Annotated in this window: 23 protein-coding genes and 4 tRNA genes; 4 read left to right on the top strand and 23 right to left on the bottom strand. The window is 63.9% G+C overall.

Annotation, left to right across the window (positions count from 1 at the left end; translation table 11 throughout):
• Window positions 1-40: 40 nt before the first annotated feature.
• The 8 genes from rpoB to QQ658_RS02015 form a co-directional block, all read right to left on the bottom strand.
• On the bottom strand, window positions 41-3,529 hold the full coding sequence (gene rpoB / locus QQ658_RS02050) for a DNA-directed RNA polymerase subunit beta (RefSeq protein ID WP_286026022.1): 3,489 nt from the start codon (window positions 3,527-3,529) through the stop codon (window positions 41-43).
• A 571-nt stretch (window positions 3,530-4,100) separates the two neighbouring features.
• Window positions 4,101-4,490, bottom strand: coding sequence for a 50S ribosomal protein L7/L12 (gene rplL, locus QQ658_RS02045; RefSeq protein WP_286026021.1), 390 nt, complete (start codon window positions 4,488-4,490; stop codon window positions 4,101-4,103).
• Between the two features lie 15 nt (window positions 4,491-4,505).
• Window positions 4,506-5,090, bottom strand: coding sequence for a 50S ribosomal protein L10 (gene rplJ, locus QQ658_RS02040; RefSeq protein ID WP_286027013.1), 585 nt, complete (start codon window positions 5,088-5,090; stop codon window positions 4,506-4,508).
• A 784-nt stretch (window positions 5,091-5,874) separates the two neighbouring features.
• Window positions 5,875-6,585: a 50S ribosomal protein L1 gene (rplA, locus tag QQ658_RS02035; protein ID WP_286026020.1), complete on the bottom strand. Its 711-nt coding sequence runs from the start codon at window positions 6,583-6,585 to the stop codon at window positions 5,875-5,877.
• Window positions 6,586-6,708: 123 nt separating this feature from the next.
• Window positions 6,709-7,137 (bottom strand): 50S ribosomal protein L11, encoded by a 429-nt coding sequence (gene rplK / locus QQ658_RS02030; RefSeq protein WP_286026019.1) that lies wholly within the window; start codon window positions 7,135-7,137, stop codon window positions 6,709-6,711.
• A 135-nt stretch (window positions 7,138-7,272) separates the two neighbouring features.
• On the bottom strand, window positions 7,273-8,127 hold the full coding sequence (nusG, locus tag QQ658_RS02025) for a transcription termination/antitermination protein NusG (RefSeq protein ID WP_286026018.1): 855 nt from the start codon (window positions 8,125-8,127) through the stop codon (window positions 7,273-7,275).
• Between the two features lie 17 nt (window positions 8,128-8,144).
• Entirely contained in the window at window positions 8,145-8,672 is a 528-nt protein-coding gene (secE, locus tag QQ658_RS02020) for a preprotein translocase subunit SecE (protein ID WP_286026017.1), read from the bottom strand.
• A gap of 79 nt (window positions 8,673-8,751) precedes the next feature.
• Window positions 8,752-8,824, bottom strand: a tRNA-Trp gene (locus QQ658_RS02015).
• Window positions 8,825-9,169: 345 nt separating this feature from the next.
• Here QQ658_RS02015 and QQ658_RS02010 point away from each other — a divergent pair.
• A complete protein-coding gene (locus QQ658_RS02010; protein ID WP_286026016.1) occupies window positions 9,170-10,369 on the top strand; it encodes an amino acid aminotransferase in 1,200 nt (399 codons plus the stop codon).
• A 19-nt stretch (window positions 10,370-10,388) separates the two neighbouring features.
• Here the strand turns inward: QQ658_RS02010 and QQ658_RS02005 are convergent, their stop codons facing one another.
• The 6 genes from QQ658_RS02005 to QQ658_RS01980 all read right to left on the bottom strand — a co-directional run bounded on the left by QQ658_RS02005 (window position 10,389) and on the right by QQ658_RS01980 (window position 13,011).
• Window positions 10,389-11,537, bottom strand: coding sequence for a UDP-N-acetylmuramate dehydrogenase (locus QQ658_RS02005; RefSeq protein ID WP_286026015.1), 1,149 nt, complete (start codon window positions 11,535-11,537; stop codon window positions 10,389-10,391).
• A 7-nt stretch (window positions 11,538-11,544) separates the two neighbouring features.
• Entirely contained in the window at window positions 11,545-11,967 is a 423-nt protein-coding gene (locus tag QQ658_RS02000; protein WP_286026014.1) for a MaoC/PaaZ C-terminal domain-containing protein, read from the bottom strand.
• Entirely contained in the window at window positions 11,964-12,395 is a 432-nt protein-coding gene (locus QQ658_RS01995; RefSeq protein WP_286026013.1) for an FAS1-like dehydratase domain-containing protein, read from the bottom strand. Before QQ658_RS01995 ends, QQ658_RS02000 begins: the two co-directional genes overlap by 4 nt.
• 205 nt (window positions 12,396-12,600) lie before the next feature.
• Window positions 12,601-12,771, bottom strand: coding sequence for a 50S ribosomal protein L33 (gene rpmG, locus QQ658_RS01990; RefSeq protein WP_286026012.1), 171 nt, complete (start codon window positions 12,769-12,771; stop codon window positions 12,601-12,603).
• A 37-nt stretch (window positions 12,772-12,808) separates the two neighbouring features.
• A tRNA-Met gene (locus QQ658_RS01985) sits at window positions 12,809-12,881 on the bottom strand.
• A 57-nt stretch (window positions 12,882-12,938) separates the two neighbouring features.
• A tRNA-Thr gene (locus QQ658_RS01980) sits at window positions 12,939-13,011 on the bottom strand.
• Between the two features lie 247 nt (window positions 13,012-13,258).
• On the opposite strand from QQ658_RS01980, the gene QQ658_RS01975 reads away from it, so the two are divergent.
• Window positions 13,259-14,182 carry a pseudouridine-5'-phosphate glycosidase gene (locus QQ658_RS01975; RefSeq protein ID WP_286026011.1) on the top strand — a complete coding sequence of 308 codons (924 nt, stop codon included), beginning with the start codon at window positions 13,259-13,261 and terminating at the stop codon, window positions 14,180-14,182.
• Window positions 14,183-14,393: 211 nt separating this feature from the next.
• On the opposite strand, the gene QQ658_RS01970 is transcribed toward QQ658_RS01975, so the two are convergent.
• Window positions 14,394-14,478, bottom strand: a tRNA-Tyr gene (locus QQ658_RS01970).
• Window positions 14,479-14,706: 228 nt separating this feature from the next.
• Between QQ658_RS01970 and QQ658_RS01965 the strand changes: the two genes are divergently transcribed.
• A complete protein-coding gene (locus tag QQ658_RS01965; protein ID WP_286026010.1) occupies window positions 14,707-15,198 on the top strand; it encodes a YajQ family cyclic di-GMP-binding protein in 492 nt (163 codons plus the stop codon).
• On the opposite strand, the gene QQ658_RS01960 is transcribed toward QQ658_RS01965, so the two are convergent.
• The 6 genes from QQ658_RS01960 to QQ658_RS01935 form a co-directional block, all read right to left on the bottom strand.
• The gene (locus QQ658_RS01960) at window positions 15,195-16,007 is read right to left on the bottom strand and encodes a hypothetical protein (protein WP_286026009.1); all 813 of its coding nucleotides are present in this window, start codon (window positions 16,005-16,007) and stop codon (window positions 15,195-15,197) included. The two genes, QQ658_RS01965 and QQ658_RS01960, sit on opposite strands and share 4 nt — an antisense overlap.
• Before the next feature lie 107 nt (window positions 16,008-16,114).
• Window positions 16,115-18,082, bottom strand: a complete 1,968-nt coding sequence (locus QQ658_RS01955; protein ID WP_286026008.1) for an ABC1 kinase family protein — start codon at window positions 18,080-18,082, stop codon at window positions 16,115-16,117.
• 15 nt (window positions 18,083-18,097) lie between these two features.
• Window positions 18,098-18,319 (bottom strand): RNA-binding S4 domain-containing protein, encoded by a 222-nt coding sequence (locus tag QQ658_RS01950; protein ID WP_286026007.1) that lies wholly within the window; start codon window positions 18,317-18,319, stop codon window positions 18,098-18,100.
• Between the two features lie 42 nt (window positions 18,320-18,361).
• A complete protein-coding gene (locus tag QQ658_RS01945; protein ID WP_286026006.1) occupies window positions 18,362-18,823 on the bottom strand; it encodes a hypothetical protein in 462 nt (153 codons plus the stop codon).
• Between the two features lie 116 nt (window positions 18,824-18,939).
• Window positions 18,940-19,638 (bottom strand): YqeB family protein, encoded by a 699-nt coding sequence (locus QQ658_RS01940; RefSeq protein WP_286026005.1) that lies wholly within the window; start codon window positions 19,636-19,638, stop codon window positions 18,940-18,942.
• Between the two features lie 12 nt (window positions 19,639-19,650).
• Complete coding sequence (locus tag QQ658_RS01935) at window positions 19,651-20,238, bottom strand: TetR/AcrR family transcriptional regulator (RefSeq protein WP_286026004.1); 588 nt, start codon at window positions 20,236-20,238, stop codon at window positions 19,651-19,653.
• 167 nt (window positions 20,239-20,405) lie between these two features.
• On the opposite strand from QQ658_RS01935, the gene QQ658_RS01930 reads away from it, so the two are divergent.
• A complete protein-coding gene (locus QQ658_RS01930) occupies window positions 20,406-21,311 on the top strand; it encodes an exodeoxyribonuclease III (RefSeq protein ID WP_286026003.1) in 906 nt (301 codons plus the stop codon).
• A gap of 303 nt (window positions 21,312-21,614) precedes the next feature.
• Here the strand turns inward: QQ658_RS01930 and QQ658_RS01925 are convergent, their stop codons facing one another.
• Both QQ658_RS01925 and mptB read right to left on the bottom strand, forming a co-directional pair.
• Window positions 21,615-22,559 carry an enoyl-CoA hydratase/isomerase family protein gene (locus QQ658_RS01925; RefSeq protein WP_286026002.1) on the bottom strand — a complete coding sequence of 315 codons (945 nt, stop codon included), beginning with the start codon at window positions 22,557-22,559 and terminating at the stop codon, window positions 21,615-21,617.
• A 5-nt stretch (window positions 22,560-22,564) separates the two neighbouring features.
• A complete protein-coding gene (gene mptB / locus QQ658_RS01920; protein WP_286026001.1) occupies window positions 22,565-24,205 on the bottom strand; it encodes a polyprenol phosphomannose-dependent alpha 1,6 mannosyltransferase MptB in 1,641 nt (546 codons plus the stop codon).
• Window positions 24,206-24,410 lie beyond the last annotated feature (205 nt).

Here is a 24,410-nt window from a genome sequence, read left to right as displayed (position 1 = left end):
GAATATGGGTCGTTGGTCGTAGCGTTTGAGGGTTGGCGGATCAGACTTCGTCCACGATGGCGAACGAGTCAGCACCCGGACGCCTCGACAGGTCGATTCCCAAGTCTTCCTGAGTGCGATAGTCGTCCTCGCTGTCGCGCAGATCGACAACCTCACCGTCGCTGCTCAGCACCTCGACGTTCAGGCACAAGGACTTCATTTCCTTGACGAGCACCTTGAACGACTCGGGGATGCCGGGCTCGGGGATGTTCTCCCCCTTGACGATTGCCTCGTAGACCTTGACGCGGCCGGGCACGTCATCGGACTTGATGGTGAGCATCTCTTGCAGCGCCCAGGCGGCGCCGTACGCCTCCAGAGCCCACACCTCCATCTCACCGAAACGCTGGCCACCGAACTGTGCCTTACCACCCAGCGGCTGCTGGGTGATCATCGAGTACGGACCGGTCGAGCGCGCGTGGATCTTGTCGTCGACCAGGTGGTGCAGCTTCAGCATGTACATGTAACCCAGACCGACCTTCTCCGGGAAAGGCTCGCCGGAGCGTCCGTCGAACAAGGTGGCCTTGCCGTCACCGTTCACCATCCGAACACCGTCGCGGTTAGGCAGACCGTTGGTCAGCAGACCACCGATCTCGTCCTCGCCTGCGCCGTCGAACACCGGAGTGGCCAGCCGCTGGTCGCCGGACACCTGGCCCAGGCCGACATCGCGCAGCCGTTCGGCCCAGTCCTCGTCCACCTCGGTGATGTCCCAACCGGAGTGGGCGATCCAGCCGAGGTGAGTTTCCAGCACCTGACCCACGTTCATTCGCGACGGCACACCCAGCGGGTTCAAGATGATGTCGACCGGAGTGCCATCGGGCAGGAACGGCATGTCTTCCAGCGGCAGGATCTTCGAGATGACACCCTTGTTGCCGTGCCGGCCGGCGAGCTTGTCGCCCACCTGCACCTTGCGCTTCTGGGCAACGTAGACGCGCACCATCTGGTTCACGCCCGGGGGCAGCTCATCGTCCTCTTCGCGGTCGAAGACGCGCACACCGATGACGGTTCCGTCTTCGCCGTGCGGCACCTTCATCGAGGTGTCGCGCACCTCGCGGGCCTTCTCGCCGAAGATGGCGCGCAGCAGGCGCTCCTCGGGAGTCAGCTCGGTCTCGCCCTTCGGGGTGACCTTGCCGACCAGGATGTCGCCGGTGGTGACCTCGGCTCCGATGCGGATGATGCCGCGCTCGTCGAGGTTGGCGAGCATGTCGTCGGAGACGTTCGGGATGTCGCGGGTGATCTCTTCGGGGCCGAGCTTGGTGTCGCGGGCATCGACCTCGTGCTCCTCGATGTGGATCGAGGTGAGCACGTCGTCACTCACGATGCGCTGGCTGAGAATGATCGCGTCCTCGTAGTTGAGGCCCTCCCAGGGCATGAACGCGACCAGCAGGTTGCGTCCGAGCGCCAACTCGGCGTTGTCGGTGCAGGGGCCGTCGGCCAGCGGGGTGCCGGCCTCGACACGGTCGCCCGCATGCACCATCGGACGCTGGTTGACGCAGGTGCCCGCGTTCGAGCGGCGGAACTTCTCCAGCCGGAAGGTCTCGTAGGAGCCATCGTCGTTGGCGACCTCGATCAGGTCTCCGGAAACGCTGGTGACCACACCCGGACGATGAGCCAGCGTGACATCGCCGACGTCGACAGCGGCGCGGTATTCCATGCCGGTACCGACGTAGGGAGCCTCGCTGCGGATCAGCGGCACGGCTTGGCGCTGCATGTTCGCGCCCATCAAGGCACGCGACGCATCGTCGTGCTCGAGGAACGGGATCAGCGCGGTGGCGACCGACACCATTTGGCGCGGCGAGACGTCGATGTAACCGACTTCGCTCGCGGGGACGGCGTCCGCATCGCCGTGGCGCACACGCACCACGACGTGGTCTTCGACGAAGCGGCCGTTCTCGTCCAGCTCCGCATTGGCCTGCGCGATGTTGTACCGGTCTTCTTCGTGCGCGGTCAGATAGTCGATCTCGTCGGTGACGCGGCCGTCGACGACCTTGCGGTACGGGGTTTCGATGAACCCGAAGGCGTTCACCCGGGCGAACGAGGCCAGCGATCCGATCAGGCCGATGTTCGGGCCTTCAGGGGTCTCGATCGGGCACATGCGTCCGTAGTGCGAGGGGTGCACGTCTCGGACTTCCATGCCTGCCCGGTCACGGCTCAGGCCGCCGGGGCCCAGCGCCGACAGACGACGCTTGTGCGTCAGCTCGGCCAGCGGGTTGTTCTGGTCCATGAACTGGGACAGCTGCGAGGTGCCGAAGAACTCCTTCAGCGCCGCGGTCACCGGACGAATGTTGATCAGGGTCGACGGGGTGATCGCCTCGATGTCCTGGGTGGTCATCCGGTCGCGGACGACCCGCTCCATGCGTCCCAGACCGGTGCGCAGCTGGTTTTGGATCAGCTCGCCCACGGTACGCAGCCGGCGGTTGCCGAAGTGGTCGATGTCATCGGCCTCGACCAGAACGGTCTGGCCGCCCTCACGCTCGATCTCGGTCTTGCCCTCATGCAGCGCGCAGATGTAGTCGATCGCAGCGACGATGTCGTCGATCGTCAGCACCTGGGTGTCGAACGGCAGGTTCAGGCCCAGCTTCTGGTTGATCTTGTAACGTCCGACCTTGGCCAGGTCGTAGCGCTTCGGGTTGAAGTAGTAGTTGGTGAGCAACTGCTCGGCCGCATCGCGGGCCGGCGGCTCGCCCGGGCGCAGCTTGCGGTAGATGTCGAGCAGGGCCTCGTCCTGAGTGGTGACGTGATCCTTCTCGAGGGTCATCCGGATCGACTCGTACTGGCCGAACTGCTCGAGGATGCGATCCTCGCTCCAGCCGAGCGCCTTCAGCAGCACGGTGACGTTCTGCTTGCGCTTACGGTCCAACCGGACGCCGACCTGGTCGCGCTTGTCGATCTCGAACTCCAGCCAGGCACCACGCGACGGGATCACCTTGCAGGTGAAGATGTCCTTGTCGGAGGTCTTGTCGGGGGTCTGCTCGAAGTACACACCGGGAGAGCGGACGAGCTGGCTCACCACCACGCGCTCGGTGCCGCTGACGATGAACGTGCCCTTGTCGGTCATCAACGGGAAATCGCCGATGAACACGGTCTGGCTCTTGATCTCGCCGGTCTCATTGTTCATGAACTCGGCGGTCACGAACAGCGGGGCCGCGTACGTGGTGTCGCGATCCTTGCATTCGTCGATCGAGTGCTTGGGCTCCTCGAAACGATGGTCGCGGAAACTCAGCGACATCGTCTGATTGAAGTCCTCAATAGGGCTGATCTCGTCGAAGATCTCCTCCAGGCCCGACCTGGTGTTGACGTCAGTCCTGCCCTGCTCCAGGGCCTGCTCCGTCTTTTGCTGCCAGGCCTCACTGCCGATCAGCCAGTTGAACGAATCAATCTGCAGGTCGAGTAGATTAGGCACCTGCAGCGGCTCGGCGATCTTGGCAAACGAGATACGGCCGCTGGTGGAGATGACGTTGGTGTTCTTCGACGCATTGCGCGAGGTGGCCAAGATGTGGTCCTTCCAGAACTCACGGTGGTTCTATGCATGCTGAACGACCCATGTCAAATACATGGGTCACCAAACGATATGTGCAACAAAAAACTATAGCTCGCGCTATATACCGGATGCAAATCAACGGGTCAACTCCGACCCGCCCGTCTGGTCCTGGGCTCGCTTCCACGAAAAGGGTGCATCAAGCAAGGCCCATCAGTCAAGCGGAGATGCCGGTGAGCCGGCTATTTTGCTGGCCACCAGCTTGCTGCAAGCGGGTTGCCAACGGGCCATCTGGATGACTGCGGAGCGCAGATAGTGCGCTCGGATTGCCGCTTACCCGCTGGCTCAGCCGCGTTTGCGCGATCGCGCGGTCCTCGGCCTGGTGATCGGGAATCGCATTCGCCCGCATTCCCGCGCCAGAAATCCGATCACGCGCCCGATATACCTGGCGCGGCTTACTACATCGGGCGCGCCTACCGCCAAGCGAGTGGCGGCGAGGACGCGAAGAGGGGCGGACGCAATGCGTCCGCCCCTGTTCGCTGATGAGTTCTCTGCGATCAGCAGATACCCGGCAAAGGTGCCTTGGTCACTTGAGGGTGACGGTGGCGCCCTCGGCCTCCAGGGCCTCCTTGGCCTTGTCGGCGTCTTCCTTCTTGGCGTTCTCGAGAACGGCCTTCGGGGCAGACTCGACGAGATCCTTGGCCTCCTTGAGGCCCAGGCTGGTCAGCGAACGAACGGCCTTGATGACGCCGATCTTCTTGTCGCCGGCGGCCTCGAGGATGACGTCGAACTCGGTCTTCTCCTCGGCGGCCGGAGCCTCCTCGCCGGCAGCCGGAGCTGCGGCAGCGGCGACGGCAACCGGAGCGGCGGCCTTGACATCGAAGGCGTCTTCGAAAGCCTTCACGAACTCGGACAACTCGATGAGGGACATCTCCTTGAACTGGTCAAGGAGCTCCTCGGTGCTCAGCTTCGCCATGATTGGCGTCCTTTCTTACTGGTTGTCAGCAGCCGCGGCTGCCGCGTCGGTGGTGGTCTCGGCAGCTGCCGAGGTGTCGGGCTTCTGGTCGGCTTGCTTGGTTTCCAAAGCGCCGAAAAGCTGTGCAGCCTGCGTGAGCGGGGCGGCGAAGGTGCCAACCGCAGTGCTCAGCGAAGCCTTCATCGCGCCAGCCAGCTTGGACAGCAGGACTTCACGCGATTCGAGATCGGCCAGCTTCTTGACCTGTTCGGCGTTGAGGACCTTGCCCTCGAGAACGCCGCTCTTGATGACCAGAAGCGGATTGGCCTTTGCGAAATCACGCAGTTTCTTGGCTGCCGTGGCCACATCGCCCTTGACGAAGGCGAGTGCGGTCGGTCCGGTCAGTTCGTCGTCGAGTCCTTCGACGCCGGCCTGCCGGGCGGCAATCAGAGCCAGGGTGTTCTTCGCAACGGCGTAGCTGGCGTCCTCCCCCAGGGACCTGCGAAGGTCCTTCAGGTTCTTGACGGTGAGTCCGCGATACTCGGTCAACACGACGGCGTTGCTGCTGGAGAACTCGTCTGCCAGCTGCGCGACCGCGGCTGCCTTGTCAGGCCTCGCCATTGGGTCTCCTTCCCACTTCTTGTTGATACCCGGATCCATCGTCCTATCGACCTGATGGGCGACACCATCGAGCGCGCTGGCCATCCTCTGACTCCTCCGAGCGACCGTTGAGTCGTCGTCGCAAATCCAGCTGGCCATCGCACCCATCCGATGCCGGCGTCGAGCCGCCGATTCGTCCGGGCTAGTACCCAAGTCCGCGAGATCATGCACTACCCGGGACATAAAAAACCCCCGGGACGCGGGCGTCTCCGGGGCACTCACACTGCCTGATTGTTCGGGCAGCTCAATGCTGGTTCCACCTGCGCCGGCGTCCTTGCGGACTTTGAAGTACACCTACCTGCGGTCTTCGGCCCGATTCATGTTAGTCGGCAAGCCTTGACGAGCCAAATCGAGCACCGATGACGGACGATCGGTTGCCATCCGTTCGGCGCGATGCACATCGCTCGCCATAACCCACGAACGCCTATCGCCGTGCACGCCACTCACCCAAAAGGAGTTCGCCTACGTTGCAACAGCAGCAAACTTAGTTTGAGTAGGCGTTATGCAGGACGGCGAGCATCCATGCAGGACGGCGAGCGTCTACACACGGACGATGGACACTTCGATCGCCATTGGACGAGCCACGTCGCGATGGACCAGGCACGACGCATCTTGCTGGTTCAGAAGCCAACGATCCCCGCCAGGAATCAACCTGGCAGGGATCGTTCGTTAACCTAAACCCGCCGATTAGCACCGCGCTCGCCATTGACGAATCCGGGAACACACCCGGTGCTACCGGTCGCTATCAGGCAGCGGTCTCGGTCGCCGGCTTCGAGGCGGCCACGTCCACCGGAACGCCGGGGCCCATGGTCGTCGAAACGGTGATCTTGCGGACGTAGCGTCCCTTCGAGGTGTTCGGCTTCAGGCGGGAAACCTCGTCCATCGCGGCGCGGTAGTTCTCCAGCAGAGCCTGTTCGGTGAAGCTGGCCTTGCCGACGATGAACTGCAGGTTGCCGTGCCGGTCGACGCGGAACTCGATCTTGCCGCCCTTGATGTCGCTGACCGCCTTGGTGACGTCCATGGTCACGGTGCCGGTCTTGGGGTTCGGCATCAGGCCGCGGGGGCCGAGCACGCGGCCCAGGCGTCCGACCTTGCCCATCAGATCGGGAGTCGCAACCACGGCGTCGAAGTCGAGGTAGCCTGCACCGACCTTCTCGATCAACTCGTCGGAGCCGACCTCATCGGCACCTGCCTCGAGGGCCTCGGTGGCCTTGGCGCCCTGGGCGAAGACGAGGACCCTTGCCGTCTTGCCGGTGCCGTTGGGCAGATTCACCGTGCCGCGGACCATCTGGTCGGCCTTGCGGGGATCGACGCCGAGCCGCATCGATACCTCGATCGACTCGTCGAATCCCCCTGCCGGGAACTTCTTGATGATCGCGATTGCTTCTTCCGGCGTGTAGAGCTGATCGCCGTCCCGCAGCTCTGCCGAAGCGCGATAGCGCTTGCTGTGCTTCATGTCTGGTTCCTTTCTGTCAGCCTCGCGAGCTGATTCACCAGGTCCTGGTGCGGGCCAGTCCGCCCTTCCAGGGGTTGATTATGTCGTGGTGCCTGCTGCACCCAGATGCTCCGCGTCAGCGGATCATTCGACGGTGACGCCCATCGAACGGGCCGAGCCCTCGACGATCTTCATCGCCTGCTCGATGTCGTTGGCATTCAGGTCGGGCATCTTGGTGTTGGCGATTTCGCGCACCTGATCCTTGGTAATCTTGCCGACCTTCTCCTTGTTGGGGACGCCCGAGCCCTTCTGCAGGCCGGCGGCCTTCTTGATCAGCTCTGCGGCGGGCGGGGTCTTCACGATGAAGGTGAAGGTCCGGTCCTCAAAGATGGTGATCTCGGCCGGCACGACGGTGCCGCGCTGGGCTTCGGTCTTGGCGTTGTATGCCTTGACGAACTCCATGATGTTGACGCCATGGGGGCCAAGAGCAGTACCGACGGGCGGAGCCGGAGTGGCGGCACCCGCTTGAATAGCGATCTTGACGATCGCCGCTACCTTCTTCTTAGGAGGCATTTTGGGTCCTTTTCTGTTCTGTTCCTACCTATCCCGAATCGCTGAATTCGGGCTTGGCATCGAGTCGGACGAAGTAGACGGCCCTCGTCCTACCTGACGCCGGTTGCCGCCGAAGCGGCACCAGACTTCGAAGGTCTAGACGACCTTTTGGATCTGGGCGAAGGTCAAGTCTACCGGGGTCTCGCGGCCCAGGATCTCGACCATGGCCTTCACGCGCTGGTTGTGGGGGTTGATCTCGGTGATCGAGGCGTGCACGCCGGCGAAGGCGCCATCGATGATCTGCACCGAATCGCCCACCTGGTAGTCGACGACCTCGATCTTCTTGCGCTTGGCGGCCGGCGCCTGTTCGCTGGCGGCAACCTTGGCCTGCACCGCAGGGGTCAGCATGCGCTCCACCTCTGCCATGTCCAGCGGCACCGGCTGCTGGGCGTGGCCGACGAACCCGGTCACCGAGGCCGTGTGACGCACCGCTGACCAGGCCTCGTCCGTCAGATCCATGCGCACCAGCACATAGCCGGGCATGAACGTGCGGGTGACGGTCTTCTTCTGGCCGTTGCGGATCTCGACGGCGTCCTCGGTCGGGACGACGGTCTCGTAGATATAGTCCTCGAGGTTGAGCGAGATCACCCGGGCATCGATGTTCTGCTTGACCCTGTTCTCCATGCCGGAGTAGGTGTGCACGACGTACCAGTCACCCGGCTTCGCGCGAAGTTCGGCGCGCAACTCGTCGAGTGCCTTCTCGAGGGCTTCGTCAGTCTCCTCGGACGCCTGCTCGGCTGCCTCGTCCGATTCGGCGCCCTGCTCGCTCTCATCGGATTCGGGAGACAGGTCAATGCCCAGATCGTCCGAGTCTTCCTCGGGCTCGGAGAAGTCGGCAAAGTCGAGATTGATCTCGACGTCGTCCGAAGACTGCGAATCATCGTCGGGGTTCTCACCCAGGTCGATCTCGATATCGTCGCGACTCAGGTCGTCATCGGCGTCTTGGCTCATCATTCCTCCTGTGTCGATCAGGCCAGCCACAGCAACAGCAGCCAGCCGAACAGGGCGTCCAGGCCGGCCACGAAAGCCATGATGAATAGCACGAAAACCAGCACGACCAAGAAGTACTGCCACGTGGTGTGCGGGGTCGGCCACACGACCTTCTTCAATTCGCCGACCGCCTGCTTGACGAACTGCACCGGGGTTGTGCTCTTGCGTTCGCCCTTCTTGGCGTCCGACTGCTTGGGGGTCGGCTTGGCCTTCTTGACCGGGGCTACGGTCTGATTGCGTTTGACAGGCTTCGGCTTGGCGAGTTCCGCTTCGGCCGATTCGTCGTCGGCCTCGTCTGCTTGCTCGGCATCGCCCGCATCGTCTGCGCTGCCGTCGAGGTCGTCGCCGGACTCGTCAGCCTCAGTGGCCTGGTCGGCGGCGTCCGCATCGTTATCGGCATCATGATCGAGGGTCTCGGGGTTCGGCTCTTCGGCGTCGCTTTCCGGGGTCGGCGAAGCTGCGCGCGTCGGCTTGCCATCGCCGCGGGACTTGCTGCTATCGGCCACTACTCGTCCTCCACCGAATTTCCTGCTGTCATGAAACTGGCGTGGGGCAAGGAACGCGCCTCGACCCACGCCCGGTTCGCAGGGCAAGAGGGACTCGAACCCCCAACCTGCGGTTTTGGAGACCGCTGCTCTGCCAGTTGAGCTATTGCCCTTCACCATCGGCCCAGCTCTGCGTCCCTGCTTGAAGGCAGGGTCGGACGCTGAAAGTTGCCGACAAGTATTTGAGTGTACTAGGTCGCCTACGGCAATGCGAACCGAGGCCGCTTCGCATTGCCAAGCACCCAACCGGACGCCCGGATCACGGCGAGTTCGCGCAAGCGAATTGGCGAAACGGGGTGCAGACCTCAGGGATAGCGGGCGCAAGCGCTCGAGAAAACACCTGGCTGACCGTCATCGACCGCCGGCGATTGCAGTTCCATTCAGCAAAACCCCGGCTGCTCGGCAGACTCGCGGCAGTAGCGTTGGCACCGCACGAACCTAATGCGAAGGATTTACCCATGACGCTTTTCAGTTCCGTCGAGCAAGCCCCGGCCGACCCCATTTTGGGCATCACGGAAAAGTACAACGCCGATCAGCGTCCGGCCAAGGTGAATCTGGGGGTCGGTGTTTATCAGAACGCTTCGGGTAAGTTGCCGCTGATGCGCTGCGTGAAGCTCGCCGAGCAGAAGCTTGCCGAGGATCCCAGGCCGCGCGGCTATCTGCCGATCGATGGCCTGAAAAGCTATACCGCCGACGTGCAGGCTCTGGTCTTTGGTAAGGATTCCGATGTGCTCGCCGCAGGGCGGGTCGTCACCTTGGAGGCCCTCGGCGGCACCGGCGCGCTGAAGCTCGGCGCCGACTTCTTGCGCCAGGTGAACCCGGGCGCCACAGTACTGATCAGCGACCCCTCCTGGGAGAATCACCGGCAGCTGTTTTCGCGGGCAGGATTTGAGGTCTCCGCCTACCGCTATTACGACGCTGAGAATCGCGGCATCGACTTCGCGGGCATGCTGGCCGATCTTCGCCAGGCGGAACCCGGCACGATCGTGGTGCTGCACGCCTGCTGCCACAATCCGACCGGCTACGACCTGAAGCACGATCAGTGGCTGCAGGTGTTGGACGTCGTGGAGCAGCGCGGGTTGGTGCCCTTCCTCGATATGGCCTATCAAGGGTTCAGCGAGGGCCTGGACTCCGACGCCTGGGTGGCACGCACCTTCGCCACCAGGCTCGGCAACCTGTTCTGCTCGAGTTCGTTCTCCAAGAACTTCGGGCTCTACGGCGAGCGGGTGGGAGCGCTGTCGATCGTCTGCCGAGATACTGATGAGGCCCAACGGGTGCGATCTCAGATGAAGATCGTGATCCGGACGAATTATTCCAACCCACCGACGCACGGCGCGCAGCTGGTGGCGAGCGTGTTCGCCGACCCGGCACTTCGCGCCGAATGGGCCGCCGAGCTGACCGAGATGCGCGAGCGCATCAAGTCGATGCGGGTCTCGTTGGCCTCCCATCTGGCGGCCGAGGGGCTGCCCGAAATGGGCTATGTCGCCGAGCAGGTCGGCATGTTCAGCTATTCAGGATTGAACCGTGATCAGATGCTGCGGCTTCGCGACCAGTTCGGGGTCTACGGCACCGACGCCGGACGCATCTGCGTGGCCGCCCTCAACGAGAACAACGTCGAGTACGTGGCCAAGGCGATCGCCGCTGTCGTCAAGGGCTGAGAGATCAAAGCGATGATCCTCAGATCTCGAGGCCGACAAGTACTGGCTCAGGCTCGAGACGGATTCCGAACCGCTCCATGACCCCTGCCCGCACCGTGCGGGCGAGGGAGACGATGTCGGCAGCCGTGGCGTCCTGGTGGTTGGTGAGCGCCAGCACGTGCTTGCTGGACAGCCTCGCCGCGCCTTCGGCCGGGTATCCCCTGCCGAATCCGGCGTGGTCGATCAGCCAGGCCGCCGACGTCTTGATCCGGCCGTCCGGCTGGGCGAACCGTGGGGCCGTGCTCGGCAACCGGGCAGCGACCGACTCGTCCACTATCGGATTCATGAAGAAGCTGCCGGCCGACCAGGTGTCGTGATCATGTGGGTCGATGACCATGCCCTTGCCTGCCCGCAACGCCCACACGGCCTCGCGGACCTTGCGGGCATCGACTCGCTCCCCCACCTCGACCCCCAGGGTCTGCGCCAGCTGGGTATACCGCACCGGCTCGCTCAGACTGGCTAGCCCGAATTGGAACCAGACGTCGAGAACCACAAAGCGTCCGGTCGCCTGGTCGTCGGCCCTGGAGCGCTTGAACACCGAGTCGCGGTATCCGAAGTTGCAGTCGCTGGCCATGAAGGTCTTCAGTTCTTGCTTCTGGCGGTCCCAGGTGCGCACCCGCGCGATGGTCTGGGCGACCTCTTGCCCGTAGGCGCCGATGTTTTGAATCGGGGCGGCTCCCACCAGCCCGGGGATTCCGCTGAGCGCCTCGATACCGGCCCAGTCCTGAGAAATGGTGTATGCGACGAAGTCGTCCCAGACTTCGCCGGCCTGCACCTGGACGAACGCCCCGCCGCAGCCGCTCACCTCGGCCTCCAGGCCGTGGTTGTCGACCAGCACGACCGTGCCGTCGAATCCCTCGTCGCCGATCAGCACGTTCGATCCGCCGGAGAGCACCAGCAGCGGCTCGCCTGCCCGGTCGGCCTCGCTCACCGCGGCAATGATCTCGTCGCGGGTTGTTGCGCGGACCAGCTTATTGGCGGGCCCACCGATCTTGAAGGTGGTGTGTTCGGCGAGAACCGGGGAGTCGCTCGTCCGCTGGGCGGGCAGCTGACCCGATAGCCTCTCGACCGAGCAACTCTCCTCGGTCACAGGGACGATGTCTTCGGGCACCCAAGTGGATTCAGTCATCAATTCCTCAACCAAGCCGAACGGTCGCTTTGGCGGCCCCGAGCACCTTATTGCCGTCGTGGGTTGCTTCGATGGCAATGGTCGCCAGCTGGTCATCGACGGCGCTGACCTGGGCATGCACCTCGACGGTCGTGCCTTCGTCGGTGTCGGGCACCGGCACCGGGTTGACAAAGCGGACGAAGTAGCTGGCCACCCGCGCAGGATCGCCGGCCCAGTCGGTCACGATGCGCAGCGCGGCACCCATCGTCCACATGCCGTGGACGACGACCCCGGGCAGCCCGATCGCCTGGGCCATCCGGTCGGAGTAGTGAATCGGGTTGAAGTCGGTGGAGGCTCCCGAGTAGCGCACCACGTCTTGCCTGGTCAGATGCAGTTCGAGAGCGGACAGCTGATCGCCCACCGCGATCTGGGAAAGGTCGGCGCCGCTCATGCCGCGGCCTCCTCACGGGTATGGATCAGTTGGCTGGTGGCGGTACCGAGCTCCTCGCCTGAGACCGTCGACAGCGCGACCCCTACGGTGACCATGTCGACGTTGCCGCGGCTGCGGACCTTCTCGATGGTCAAGGTGGCCACCACGTCGTCGCCCTCGCGAAGCGGGCGGACGATGTCGAACCGCTGATCGGCGTGAATCGTCCGGCGCAGGGCCAGCCCGAGGTCGGGATCGGTGAACATGGCGTCCCATGCCTGGGCAGCAATCACTGCGGCGAAGGTGGGGGGCGCGATCGGGTCGTCCTGGTCGAAGTAGGCGGGGTTATCGTCGTGCAGCGCGGTGGCGAACTCGGCGATCTTTGCGCGGCTCACCCGATACGGCTTGGTCGCCGGATAGCTGCGTCCGACGTGTTCTGCGGAAATAGGCACCCACCCAAGCTAGCCGAAATACCAGGCTTCGGCCCACCGCAAACCACACTGCACCCGGGCTGAGCAGCCAGGTTGCGGCTCGGGCACGCCCAAAACTCACCCATCTCGCCAAGACACCAGCAAGCTCGTCGAAACACGAAGCAGCGACGCCAAAAAGCCGCCTGCATCAGCAGGCGGCTTGTCAGCTTTTGGTCTTCAGCGAGACTCAGCGGGTCTCGCGGTGCAGGGTGTGCTTGCCATCGCGGGGGCAGAACTTCATCAACTCAAGACGATCCGGCGTGTTACGGCGGTTCTTCTTGGTGATGTAGTTGCGATTTTTACACTCCGTGCACGCCAAAGTGATCTTCGGACGAACGTCCGCCGCTTTCTTCGCCATGATGGTCCTTCTTCAGCTCGTGTGACGTGTGTTGCGGTAGCGGGAGCGGGACTCGAACCCGCGACACAGCGATTATGAGCCGCTTGCTCTACCGCCTGAGCTATCCCGCCTTGCGTCTTCCCCAGATAGTAGCTCTGCTGCGGTAGCGGAACCTCCGAGTTCGACGGAGCCCCGATGCGGAATTGAACCGCAGACCTCGTCCTTACCAAGGACGCGCTCTACCATCTGAGCTATCGGGGCCAGCCGAGGAGATAACCTATCGTTCTTTCTCCGAACTATCAAATCGGCAATGCTTGCCGTGGCCGGTGTGGTTACGATGAACGCACCAGTCGCGATTTCGGTCGCCCTGGTGACGGCGCGCGAGGTCGGCGGACGGCAACCACTGCCTGGCATACCACCGGCATGCGACGTAGTTGACCGTGGATATCAAGGCGGCGCGCGTAGACGGACCCGGGGCCTGACCCGGACTGACGATCTTGGAGGATTGGTGACGATTCGTTACAGCCCGCTGGTGCGCGACGCGCTTGACCACGGCTATCCCGTGCTTGCCCTGGAGACCGCGAACATCACGCACTCGATGCCCCGGCCCCTCAACCTCGAGATGGCTCAGGCTGTGCAGCAGCAGATCCTTGCATCCGATGTGGTACCGGCCGCGATCGCCGTCATCGACGGTGATCTGGTTATCGGCCTGACCGACGACGAGCTCGCGCGGATAGCCAATGAGCCCGGCACCGTACGCGTCTCGATCAGCGATCTGCCGGTCGTGGAGACCCGGAAGCTGACCGGCGGCACGGCACTGGCAGCCGCCGTTCATCTCGCCCACCGGGCCGGTATCAAGGTCTGCGCGACCACCGGGTTGGGTGGCGTGCATCGGGCGAGTAAGAGCGGCAATCTCATTCAGGAGTCCAGTGATCTGATGGCCTTATCGACCCATCCGCTGGTGCTGGTCACCTCGGGAGTTCGTCCGATGCTGGACGTCGCGGCAACCTTGGAGCGTCTCGAGACGATGGGTATCCCGGTGCTCGGCTACCGCACCTCGCACTTCCCCAGCATGTATCAGGCCGATACCGGCTACGAGGTCGATCATCAGGTCACCGATCCCTCCGAGGTCGCCGATATCGCCCGAGCCCGAGATGAGCTGGGGCTCGGCCAGTCGCTGCTGGTCGCCAATCCGACACCTCCCGAGCTTCAGGTGGACGACTACCAATCCCGGGTCAGCGAGGCAGCCGAAATCGCGTCCAATCTGCCGGCCCCCCAGGGCCCCGAGGACACCCAGGTCCTGCTGGCCAGCTTCGAGGAAGCCACCAAGGGCCGGGCCCGCGAGCTCAACACCGAGTTGTATCGCCGTAACGTGGCGCTCGGCGCCCAGATCGCCAAGGAGTTGGCGACCACCCCGCATTACACCGACTGAGGCGAGGGAAACGGGAGCTTGCTCACGTTTCCGAGCCGATGGAAGGTGTTGCCGAGCGAAGCGAGAAACACACTGATTGAGCCGAGTGGAGTGCGAGCTTGCTCGCAACTTCCGAGGCGATTGAAAGTGTTGACGCGCGAAGCGCGAAACACACCGACTGAGCCGAGCGAAAAGGTCTCCTGAGCCAGACGGATCAGGAGACCTTCGATACTGGTGGCAGCTGATGGATTCGAACCATCGTAGGCGAAGCCGACGGTTTTACAGACCGCTCCCTTTGGCCGCTCGGGCAAGCTGCCGTATTGCTAACCAGCGAGAAAAGACGATAGCAGACGCCCCGAGAGATGTCATAACCGGGATCGGCTCGTACTGGTTCGCGAATCCCGTCCATGAGACAGGTAGAGGAGACCCGCCCGAGAGCTCGTAGATGACGCCGGGCAATTGGGGCACCGCTCGCGTGGCCATGGATGCCGAGGTGATTGGTCACTGGCGGTCCCGCAGGCGTCGTAATGGATTAAGGTTGCCCCATGGCTGCGGACAGTTCTTTCGACATCGTCTCCAAGGTCGACCGGCAGGAGGTCGACAATGCGCTCAATCAGGCCGCCCGTGAGGTGCGGCAGCGTTTCGACTTCAAGGGCACCGACGCCGCGATCGAATGGTCGGGCGATCAGATCGCGATGCAGGCCAGCGGCGAGGAGCGGGTCAAGGCGATCTGGGATGTCTTCCAGTCGAAGCTGGTGCGCCGCAAGGTCGACCTCAAGTCGGTTCAGGCGAGCGACCCGAAGCTATCAGGCAAGCTGTGGCACATGACTGCCGACATGCAGAACGGCATCTCCCAGGACAACGCGAAGAAGATCTCGAAACTGATCCGCGATGAGGGCCCCAAGGGCGTGAAGGCGCAGATCCAAGGCGACGAACTCCGGGTGAGTTCCAAATCCCGCGATGCCCTGCAGCAGGTGCAGCAGCTCATCAAGGACGCCGACTACGACTTCGCCATCCAGTTCGTGAACTATCGCTAGCCCACTTCAGGCGGGCGCGAATTGGCTATCTTCTGGTACTGCGCGGCAATCAAGGTGGCTTGCCGGGAGCGGTTTGCATAAAGCTCACCGGTGACCTCGTCCCTGGCGTCCAGCACCGCCCAGACGTATTCGGTATCGCTCAACATCGCTGACTCACTACGGACGACGTCGGGCGCGATGTGCTGCGACTGCTCGAGGAGCCGGTGACAGGTATCGATCCGGATTCGCGCCTGCCGAACGTAATCGGCCGCGGTCTCCGGACGCTGGGCTTGATCCAGCAGCACCTCAAAATGCCGAACGTGATTTGATCCCACCTCAAGATGAGTGTGGCCGCCCGCGAGCTGATGACGCCAGAGGAGGAGGTTCGCCTCGGTGCGCGCGGCGGCGAGTTCGTAGCTCGGTGCCGGCGGATCGCGGAAACTTGCCTGCCCCAGCTGCCTGGACAGTTTGGCGCGTTCCCACAGCTGGTCGATCGCCTCAAGGTTCTTGATGTTGGCGAACGCCGGCTCGGCCACCATCCGGTGGATCTTGGCGTTTATCAGCAGCCGCATCGCGTCGGCGAGGGCCAGATACTTCCGCCACATGGAGCCGTCAACGCCTCCCAGACGCAGCCGGATACCGTCATCGCCATCCGAGAAGGTCGAGGCCTGGGCCGAGGGTGCTGCGCTCGCGAGTATCGCAATGGCGCCCCGCAGCTCCCGCTCGGCACCGGCGAGGTCACCGGACGCAAAGGTACGGCTTGCGTCGTCCTTGATACCGGCCCAGGCGATCAGGACTTCGCTTATGGGATTCGGCGACGATGCGGCCATGATGCTCCTCCGATCTCGCGCCAACGGACGACATCAGCATGCCGCAGCCCCCGCATCATTTGCCGACGCCCGAGAAGAGCTTTGTGCATTCATACACAAGCCGACGCTCAGGTCCGGCGTCCGAAGACCATGGCGACCGACCTCAGCGCCAGGATGAAACCGGCGAACCCGAGCAGGAATCCGAGGATGTCGAAGAGCCGGTAGGTTCCCTCGATCGTCGGGCCCCCATCGGCGGTCACCAGCAAGATCGCGCCGATCACCGCGAACCCGGCCAGCACCGCGACCACCACCTGGTTCGCCAGTCCGGTCAGGAACGCCTGATCGTCCGGATGCGAGACCACCCGAACATGGCTGGTGAAGCGTCCGGTCGACAGATCTTCGGTGATGCGATTGATTCTCCTCGGCAGATGGCTGACCAGCGGCACCAGCCGGATCGCCTGGTTGGCGATCTGTTTCTTCGCGCCCTCCGGCGTGATGTCCCCGATCACCGAACGTGCCTGGTCTCGTCCGGTCGCAATCAGGTCGAGCGCGGGGTTGATGAGCTTGAGCGTCCCCTCCAAGGCACCCAGCGAACGCATGGCCAAGGCGATATTGCCCGGCACGCTCATCCCTTTATCCATCACCAGCCGCAGCAGCTGAGTGAAGAAGGCCATCGTGCTGCCGGTCGCCCCGGCCCGCACCTGGGTGATGATGGCGCCCAGTCGGCGCTGCAGATCGTGCTCATCGAGTTGACCGTCGTGGTCGAGCAGTTCGAGCACCGAGTCGGTGGCGAGCGCCGGATCATCCGCGTCGACCGACCAGAGCAGCAGACCCAGGTTGCGCCGGGCGGTGGCGTCCAACCGGCCCACCGAGCCGTAGTCGAGCAGGCCGACCGCACCATCGGGCCAGACCAGCACGTTGCCGGCATGCAGGTCGGCGTGGAAGACACCCTGGTCGAGAATCTGCCCCAGGACCGCCTTCAACAACACCGTGGCCGCCCGTTCGCGAGTCGGCTGGGGCATGGCCGAAAGCAACTCGCCGGCTCGCGCCACCGGCGTTCCGTCGAAGCGGTCCATCACGATCAGCCGGTCGTCGCTTAGCTCGTGATAGACCTCGGGCACCCGCACTCCCCCGGCCACCAATGCCGGACGCAAGGTATCCATGTTGTTCACTTCGATCGTGAAATCGAGTTCGTCGCGCACCGAGTCGGCGAAACCGCCGACGATGTCGTCCACCCCGAGCTTGCGCGCCCAGTCGGCGTTGCGCGCGAGCCGGCGGGCCAGGCGTCTGAGGATCTGCAGGTCGATCGCCACCTGCTCGCGCGCATTGGTCCGCTGTACCTTGACGACCACCTGTGTGTCTTCGTCCAGCACCGCCGCGTGCACTTGGGCCAGCGACGCCGAGGCAAGCGGCTCGGGATCGACCTCGAGCCTGCCGAGGTTGTCGCCGAGTTCGGCGGTCAGCGCCTTCTGGACGCGCGAGTAGGGCTGCGCCTCAACCTGACTGGTCAGTTTGGACAGCTCGGTGATGAACTCCGGTGGCAGCAGATCGCTTCGGGTCGACAAAAGCTGGCCCAGCTTGACGAAGGTGACGCCGGCGTCCTGCATGGCCAGTCTGACCGACTCGGCGGTGCTCGGCCCGACGTTCAGCACGCCGCGAAGCGGGGCGGTCAGGCCCCGGCGGAACAGAATAGCCATGATCTGCAGGTAGCGTCCGGTTCGTCTGAACCGAGCCCGCCAGCCGGTCAGCAGCACTCGCAAAGGGGGAGTCGAGCCGGTCGGGATGATGATCTCCAGCACCATCAGCACCAGCATGCCGATCGCGAAGGCACCCAGGGCGAGGGCGATCAACAACACCGTGACCGAGATGACGCCTGCGGTGCTCGTGTCGTCGAACTGCGTGTCGTCGCCGAAGTAGACGGCCAACGGCCCGAGTATCGAGAACAGGCCGATGACAACGATCAGTGCGCGAAAGGCCGAGACCTGAATGCCGAGCACCCGTTTGCTGGTGCGCGCCACCAGGACGGTGACGATCGCGAGAGTGATCAGGCTGTAGATCGCGGCGGCGCCTTGGCCGAGGATCTCCCAGAAGCTCATTCGTGACTCCCCGGCTCAGGCCACCCGCACTGCGGTCTCGAAAGCGTCGGTGATCACGGTAACCACTTCGCCGCCGTGCAATTGACGTCCGCGGCGGGTCTCGGGTTCGCCGTCGACCTCGACGTCACCCGCCTCGATCAGTTCGCGAGCGTGCGCCCCGGAATCGGCGATTCCCGCGTACTTGAGGAACTGCCCGAGCCGGATGGTGCCACCGACCTCAACGGTTTCGATGCTCATAGCCTGAATCCTTGTCGCTCGCCGGTGGGGATTCAACCCGGCTCAGAAAATACCCAGATGCTCGGGTATGACGATCAGCAGCGTCCCGAAAAACAGCAGGAGCGCAGAGACGATCGCCCAGATCACCATCAGTGGATCGGTCGGGTTCAAGACGGTGGACGACACGGCGATCAGCGCGACGACGATCCCGACGACCGGCAACGCCAGCAAGAAGATTGCACCGATCCGGATGCGTCCGGAGTCTCGGAGCACGGAGCCGATGCTGCCGATCGTGCCGGTCAGCGCGGCTGCTGCGGCGAAACCGATCAGCCAGATACCGGCACGCCCGGCACCGACGCGCGATTCGTCGGCCAGCCAGCTGTTCAACAAGGCCAAGCCGCCCACCGCGAGCAGCACGGCCGCCCACCAGCAGATGACCGCTATCCAGGCCGCCTTGCTGCGGAAACTCAGATGTGTGCCATGACCTGGATCGGGCCGGCCGGCCGGCGTCCGCTTCTTGCTCATTCATCGAGCTTAGGCGCCCGGTCTGTATGGACTTCCCGAACGTCCCTCACAACCTCTGTGACAAGCCGACATATACTCTGACCGCACTCACCTCGGCCCGTCTCGAAATGCGCAGGCTACAACACCCCTGGCGACTCGTCGGCCAAGCGGTACTGCTGATGTCCGTCCCGGTCGCGAACCATCACACCCAACGAGCGGAGCTTGTCTTGCGCGGCTTCTGCAGCTCCCGGGCGCTTGTCTGCCAGTGCCCGGCGCCGGTCACGCAGCAGCTCCTCGACGGTCTCCGTCAGTCGTCCGTCCCCATCAACCCATGTGGTGAACGTCCCTTCATAGGGATCACCATCGATCAGTGATGGATATCCGTGGGCTTCCAAGGCCATCCGTAGTCCGGGTACCAGCTCCCCTTCGATACCGCCGCGGTAGATCTCGCCACGGTCGTCCAGCAGCACCAATTCCTTTCCGGACCTCACGACCTGCACGATCCGGTCGCGGGAGACGAATCGGTCGACGTCCTTCGTGTGTACGGTGAGCCCCTCGACCGCGACCTCGATCGTGCCGGCGTCCTCTATCCAGGACTGACAGATGAGGAAGCCCGCAATAGCACCGACGATCAGCAAGACCGGTACGGCCCACGCGAACGGAAGCTCTGCAGCCAGGCGCAACAGGCCGGGAGCATCCCCCATCAGGCCCAACAGCCAGCCGACAACCGGGCCGACGACGAACGCGGCAATCAGGCCGATGGCTGCCCCTGTGGTGGTAAAAATCGGTCGATACTTCGCGGGTACAGCGACGGTGATTGCACTCCTATCGGACAAGGTCAGATCCTTTCAGTTACCTGGCTTCAGATAGCCCAGCGCAGTGCGCCGCACCTGTGCTGACGGGTCGTGCCCGGGTTGGGTGTTGAGGTAGCAGGCGTCGACAATCGCCATCAGCCAGCCAGCGCTCTGATCGGGATCAAGCGTGGGATCGACCTGGCCCGCCTCGATCGCACGGGCGATGAGTTCGGCGAGTCCCTGTCGTTGGGTGGACGCGACCTTCTCAGAGACCGCAATGAGGTGCGGGTCATGTCCCATTCTGCGTAAGGATTCGACGAGCATCCCCTGGGCGTACGGGTAAGCGGCATCCGCTGCGAGCACTGTTACCACGTCGAGGATCGAGGAGAGTGGATCGGTAGTGTTCCGATGCTGCTCAATGAGCTTCTCTGCCACCGGCAGGTCGGCCTCGAAGGGCGCACGGAATAGGGACGCCTTATCCGGAAAATAGTAGAAGATGCTCGCGGGACTGGTGCCGACCTCTTTCGCGACCTGGGCGACGCTGGTGCTTTCGAAGCCCTGGGACGCGAAGAGCCTTGCGGCGACTTCGGCGATCTCCGCCTTCTTCTTGGCGACCTTCTCCGGATCGATCGTCCTGGCCATCGTCCCCTCCCTGTTTTCGCGGGGCAAGTACATAAGAAATTAATTAACTGATCGATCAGATAATAGCGAAGGATCCGCCTCTTCCCAAGCCTGAACAGCCCGTAACCTCATACCGGAACCTGGCGGCGAGTCAGAAAAGATCGCAGGCATCTCCTATGGTTGGCCTCATGCGCATCGCCACACACAATGTCAACGGAATCCGGGCAGCTGAGCGGCGAGGTTTCGCAACCTGGCGCGATGCCCGGACACCCGATGTCGTGGCGTTACAGGAGGTGCGCTGTTCGGCCGATCAGTTGCCGCTGGGCATTTTCGGCGACTATCACGTGGCCTACGATCCGGGCACGTTGGCCGGACGCAACGGTGTGGCGTTGCTCACCAAACAGCCGGTGTCGGCGGTTCGCGCCTGGGGCTCCCACGCGTTGTGTTGGGCGTCCGGTAGTCAGCCGGAGCCGGCCGAATTGGGCAACGACTATCCGTTGGCGCGTGAGCTGCGCGAGTTCATGGCCGAGGGACGCTACATCGAGGTCGATCTCGCCTCTGCTCCGCTCACCGTCGCCAGCGTGTACATACCCAAAGGGGACACTCCGTACGCGCCAGGCAATGCGCCGATGAGCGAGGCCGCGCAGATCAGATACCAGCGCAAGATGGTCTTTCTGGCCGGGTTCGCGAAACATCTGCAGCACGCCCGTAGGGCTGCTGCGATGCGTGGCCGCGAGTACCTGGTGATGGGCGATTTCAACATCGCGCACACCCGCAACGATCTGAGGAATTGGCGAAGCAATCAGAAGTCGGCCGGGTTCCTGCCCGAGGAGCGGGAGTGGTTCGACACCATCGTTTCGCCGCGGACGATGGTCGATGTAATGCGGCGGCTGTATCCGGAGGCGGAGGGGCCCTACTCGTGGTGGAGCTGGCGCGGCCAGGCGTTCACCAATGACACCGGCTGGCGGATCGACTACCAACTGGCCACCCCGAAGCTTGCGAAATCCGCAACCACTGGTGGCACGGACCGGGAATCGTCCTACGAGGCCAGGATCAGCGACCACGCCCCGGTGGTCATCGACTACGCGATCTGAACGAAGCAACCGAGCCGGCAATGCCGTCATAGTCCGGCTAGTTGCCAGACCACGGAGTCGAGAATGTCTCGAATACGGTGTGAGGGTTCTCGTCGTCTCCAGGCAGGAATCCCTTGGGATCATAAGCAAGTGCCATCGCAGCACCGCCCACGACAAACAACTGTGCTGATAAACCAGCTTCAGCGAGACGATCAGAAAGCTCTTGAAACAGGGCAAGCACTTTCGCGGCGTCGAGTGTGCCTCGGCTACCTGGTCACCGCGGACAGCGCACGGATCGCCGGCCAATGGAGATGGCGCTTGGCTTCAGGCCTGGAACCGGGCCGCGACCAGCGCAGGGTCGACGTCCTCGACCCGGGCGTGCCGCCACTTGGGGGCACCATCCTTGTCGATCATCTTGGAGCGCACTCCCTCGACGAAGTCTGCCGGGTTGGCCATCAAGGTGGTGGCCAGGGTGCGGTCCTGGTCGAAGACCTGTGCAACGTTGGGCATCTGGCGGGCGCCTCGCACCGCCTGCAGCGCGATGCACACCGACAGCGGGCTGCGCGAACGGATCGTTTTCGCGGCCTGCCGGGCGTCCGGATTCGGATGAGCTTCCAGGGCGGCCAGGATGCTCGGAGCGTCCGGCTTGCTGAAGCAGTCGTCGATCCACAGCGCGGCTCCGGCGAGCGGCGATGCGCCGGGACCTGTGCAGCCGCGGCATTCGACCAGCAGCCCGGCCCAATGCGCCGACTCGCCGTCGGTGGTCTCGCCGCTCATCGCGAGGTATTCGCCGGTGTGTCCCGGGGTCCGCGAGAGCTCATAGCAGACGCCGACGTCGGGCCACAGTCCGATGGCGACCTCGGGCATCGCCCAGCGGGTGCCAGGCTCGCCGATGCTGTTCGTGTTGTGCAGGCCGACGCCGAGCCCGGCACCCATCGCCACGCCGACCAGGTAGGAGGTCACCGGTTTGGGGTAGTAGGCGATGTATTGCTCGAGTTCGTACTCGGTGTACAAGAAGTCCAGCGCGTGCTGTTCTCGTCCCGCGATGACGTCTTCGCGCAACGCTTTCACATCGGCACCCGCACAAAAACCACGCTCCCCCGCGCCCGCGAGACTCACCTGCCGGACGCGGTCGTCATCGGCCCAGGCGTGCAAGGTATCCGACAGCTCGCCGACCATCGCCCAAGTGAGCGCGTTGATGCTCTTCGGACGATTGAGCACGATGGTGCCCACGCCGTCCGAGATCTCGGTCACGATTTCACTGGTCACATCAATCAGTCCTTCTGCAACTCGATATGGTCTGCTCCTGCGGGAATCCGGCGCCGCCGGTTGCCGGTGCCCGGTGCCGCGCCGCCGTGGGTACGAGCCAGCCAGGCGATGCCCGCGGCGGCGGCGAAGCCCAGCGCCATGGTGTCGTTACGCCACGCCATATTGATGCCGTTGTAGCAAAGCAGCACCACCGTCGTCCACACCGCGATGTTCACCACCCGGCGCGGCGGGGCGGCGACCGGCAGCAGCAGCCCTCCCCACAACATGTACCAGCTGCGCACTGCCGGCAGCGACAATGCTGCGGTCAGATAGCCGAGCGCCAAGAACAGAATCGGACGCGTCCTCGCGATCGTCACGGCCATCGCCGCTATCACCAGGGCGGCGAAGATCACGCCGACCGTGCGGGACACGGTGATCGCGGCCCAACCACTGGGGTCGAGGCCGAACAGGTTCAGCACCAGCTGGATGGCCTGCCCGATCACGGTGAACGGAGCGATGGTCACCACTCTGCCGGGCACGCTGACCGCGTTGATCCAGCCGAAGCCGAGCCCGGTCGCCAGGCTCACCAGGCAAAAGGTGCCGATGGCCACAGCGAAACTGGCAAGCACCCGCGCCGCCGTGATCGCCACCTCTCGCACGCTCCAATTGGCCCACGGACGCGCCATCAGCGGCAGTGCGTAAGCGGCCATGATGGCCGGCTGTTTGATGGTCGCACCCAGCCCGATCAGCACGGCCCCCACCAGCCACCACCAATTGAGACCGGTGATAGTGCGCCAGCGGCGGCCGGAAGGTGAGTCGGCCGGTAAGCCTGGCTCCAGCCCGCCCACGGCTGAACGTTCCTGCCCGGTCTCCAGGCCCTCCCCCGTGGGCTTCGCCCCCCACAGGGTCACCCACAGCCCGGCAACCACCAGCCCCATCATCAGCGAATCATTGTGTGAGCCGCCGACGAAGTCGATCACCAGAACCGGGTTGAGGGTGCCGAACCAGGCGGCGAACGCCGGGTCGGCACCCCTGATGCGGGCGATCCGCGGAATCAGCAGCCCGATCAGGCCGACTCCGACCAGCGCGAGGATGCGCATCGCCACCGCGGACGCGTAAGGCCTGAATCCCATCACGTCGACGATCGCGTGCTGCAGCTGCAAGGCCAGCGGCCCGTAGGGCGCCGGGGTGTCGCGCCACACCCACGACACCTGGTCGGCGAAGGCCCCGGGCAGCACGGCAGGGCCGGCCTCGTAGGGGTTGATGTTGTTGTGAATCAGCCAGCCCTGCGCGGCATAGCTGTAGGCGTCGTGGCTGAAGATCGGTGGCGCGAACAGGAAGGGGGCGCCCCAGATCAGCAGGATCGCCCAGTGTCGCACGTGGTAGTAAACATATTGTTCGGGTTCGCTCGCGTTCTTGCGTGGCCGCAGCCTGAACCAGGCGTCCAACAGCAAGAAGAGCCCCACCATGGTGAGCAGTGTCCCGGTGAGCTTGGCCGGCCAGCCGGAGACGTCGGCGTCCGAAAGCATCTGCCACCACGGCGAGTTGCGGGGCAGATAGGCCGGTGAGAATGCGCCGAGCGTGATGAGCAAGGTGCCATAGAAGCCCCGGCGGACGTTCTTTGCGCGCCAGGCGTCCGCGATCTGAGCCAGCCATATCCTCAGCACGACTGGCACCCCGACGACCCGGCCGAGCCACGCAACCCATCGGCGTCGTTCGGCACCTGCTCGATTGATTTCGCCGCGCATCCGGTCGCGTCCAAACCAGCAGCCCACGAACCCGGCATCGGTCGACGGCGATCTGCGGGCATGGGGTCAACCCTACGCCCTGAGTGAACGAGCGGGCAGAGACGGCATAACCACCTGTGAGCGG

Source organism: Propionimicrobium sp. PCR01-08-3 (assembly GCF_030286045.1).
Taxonomy (GTDB): domain Bacteria; phylum Actinomycetota; class Actinomycetes; order Propionibacteriales; family Propionibacteriaceae; genus Brooklawnia.
The sequence above is the reverse complement of the archived record's forward strand: the minus strand, read 5'-3'. Positions and strand labels throughout refer to the sequence as shown.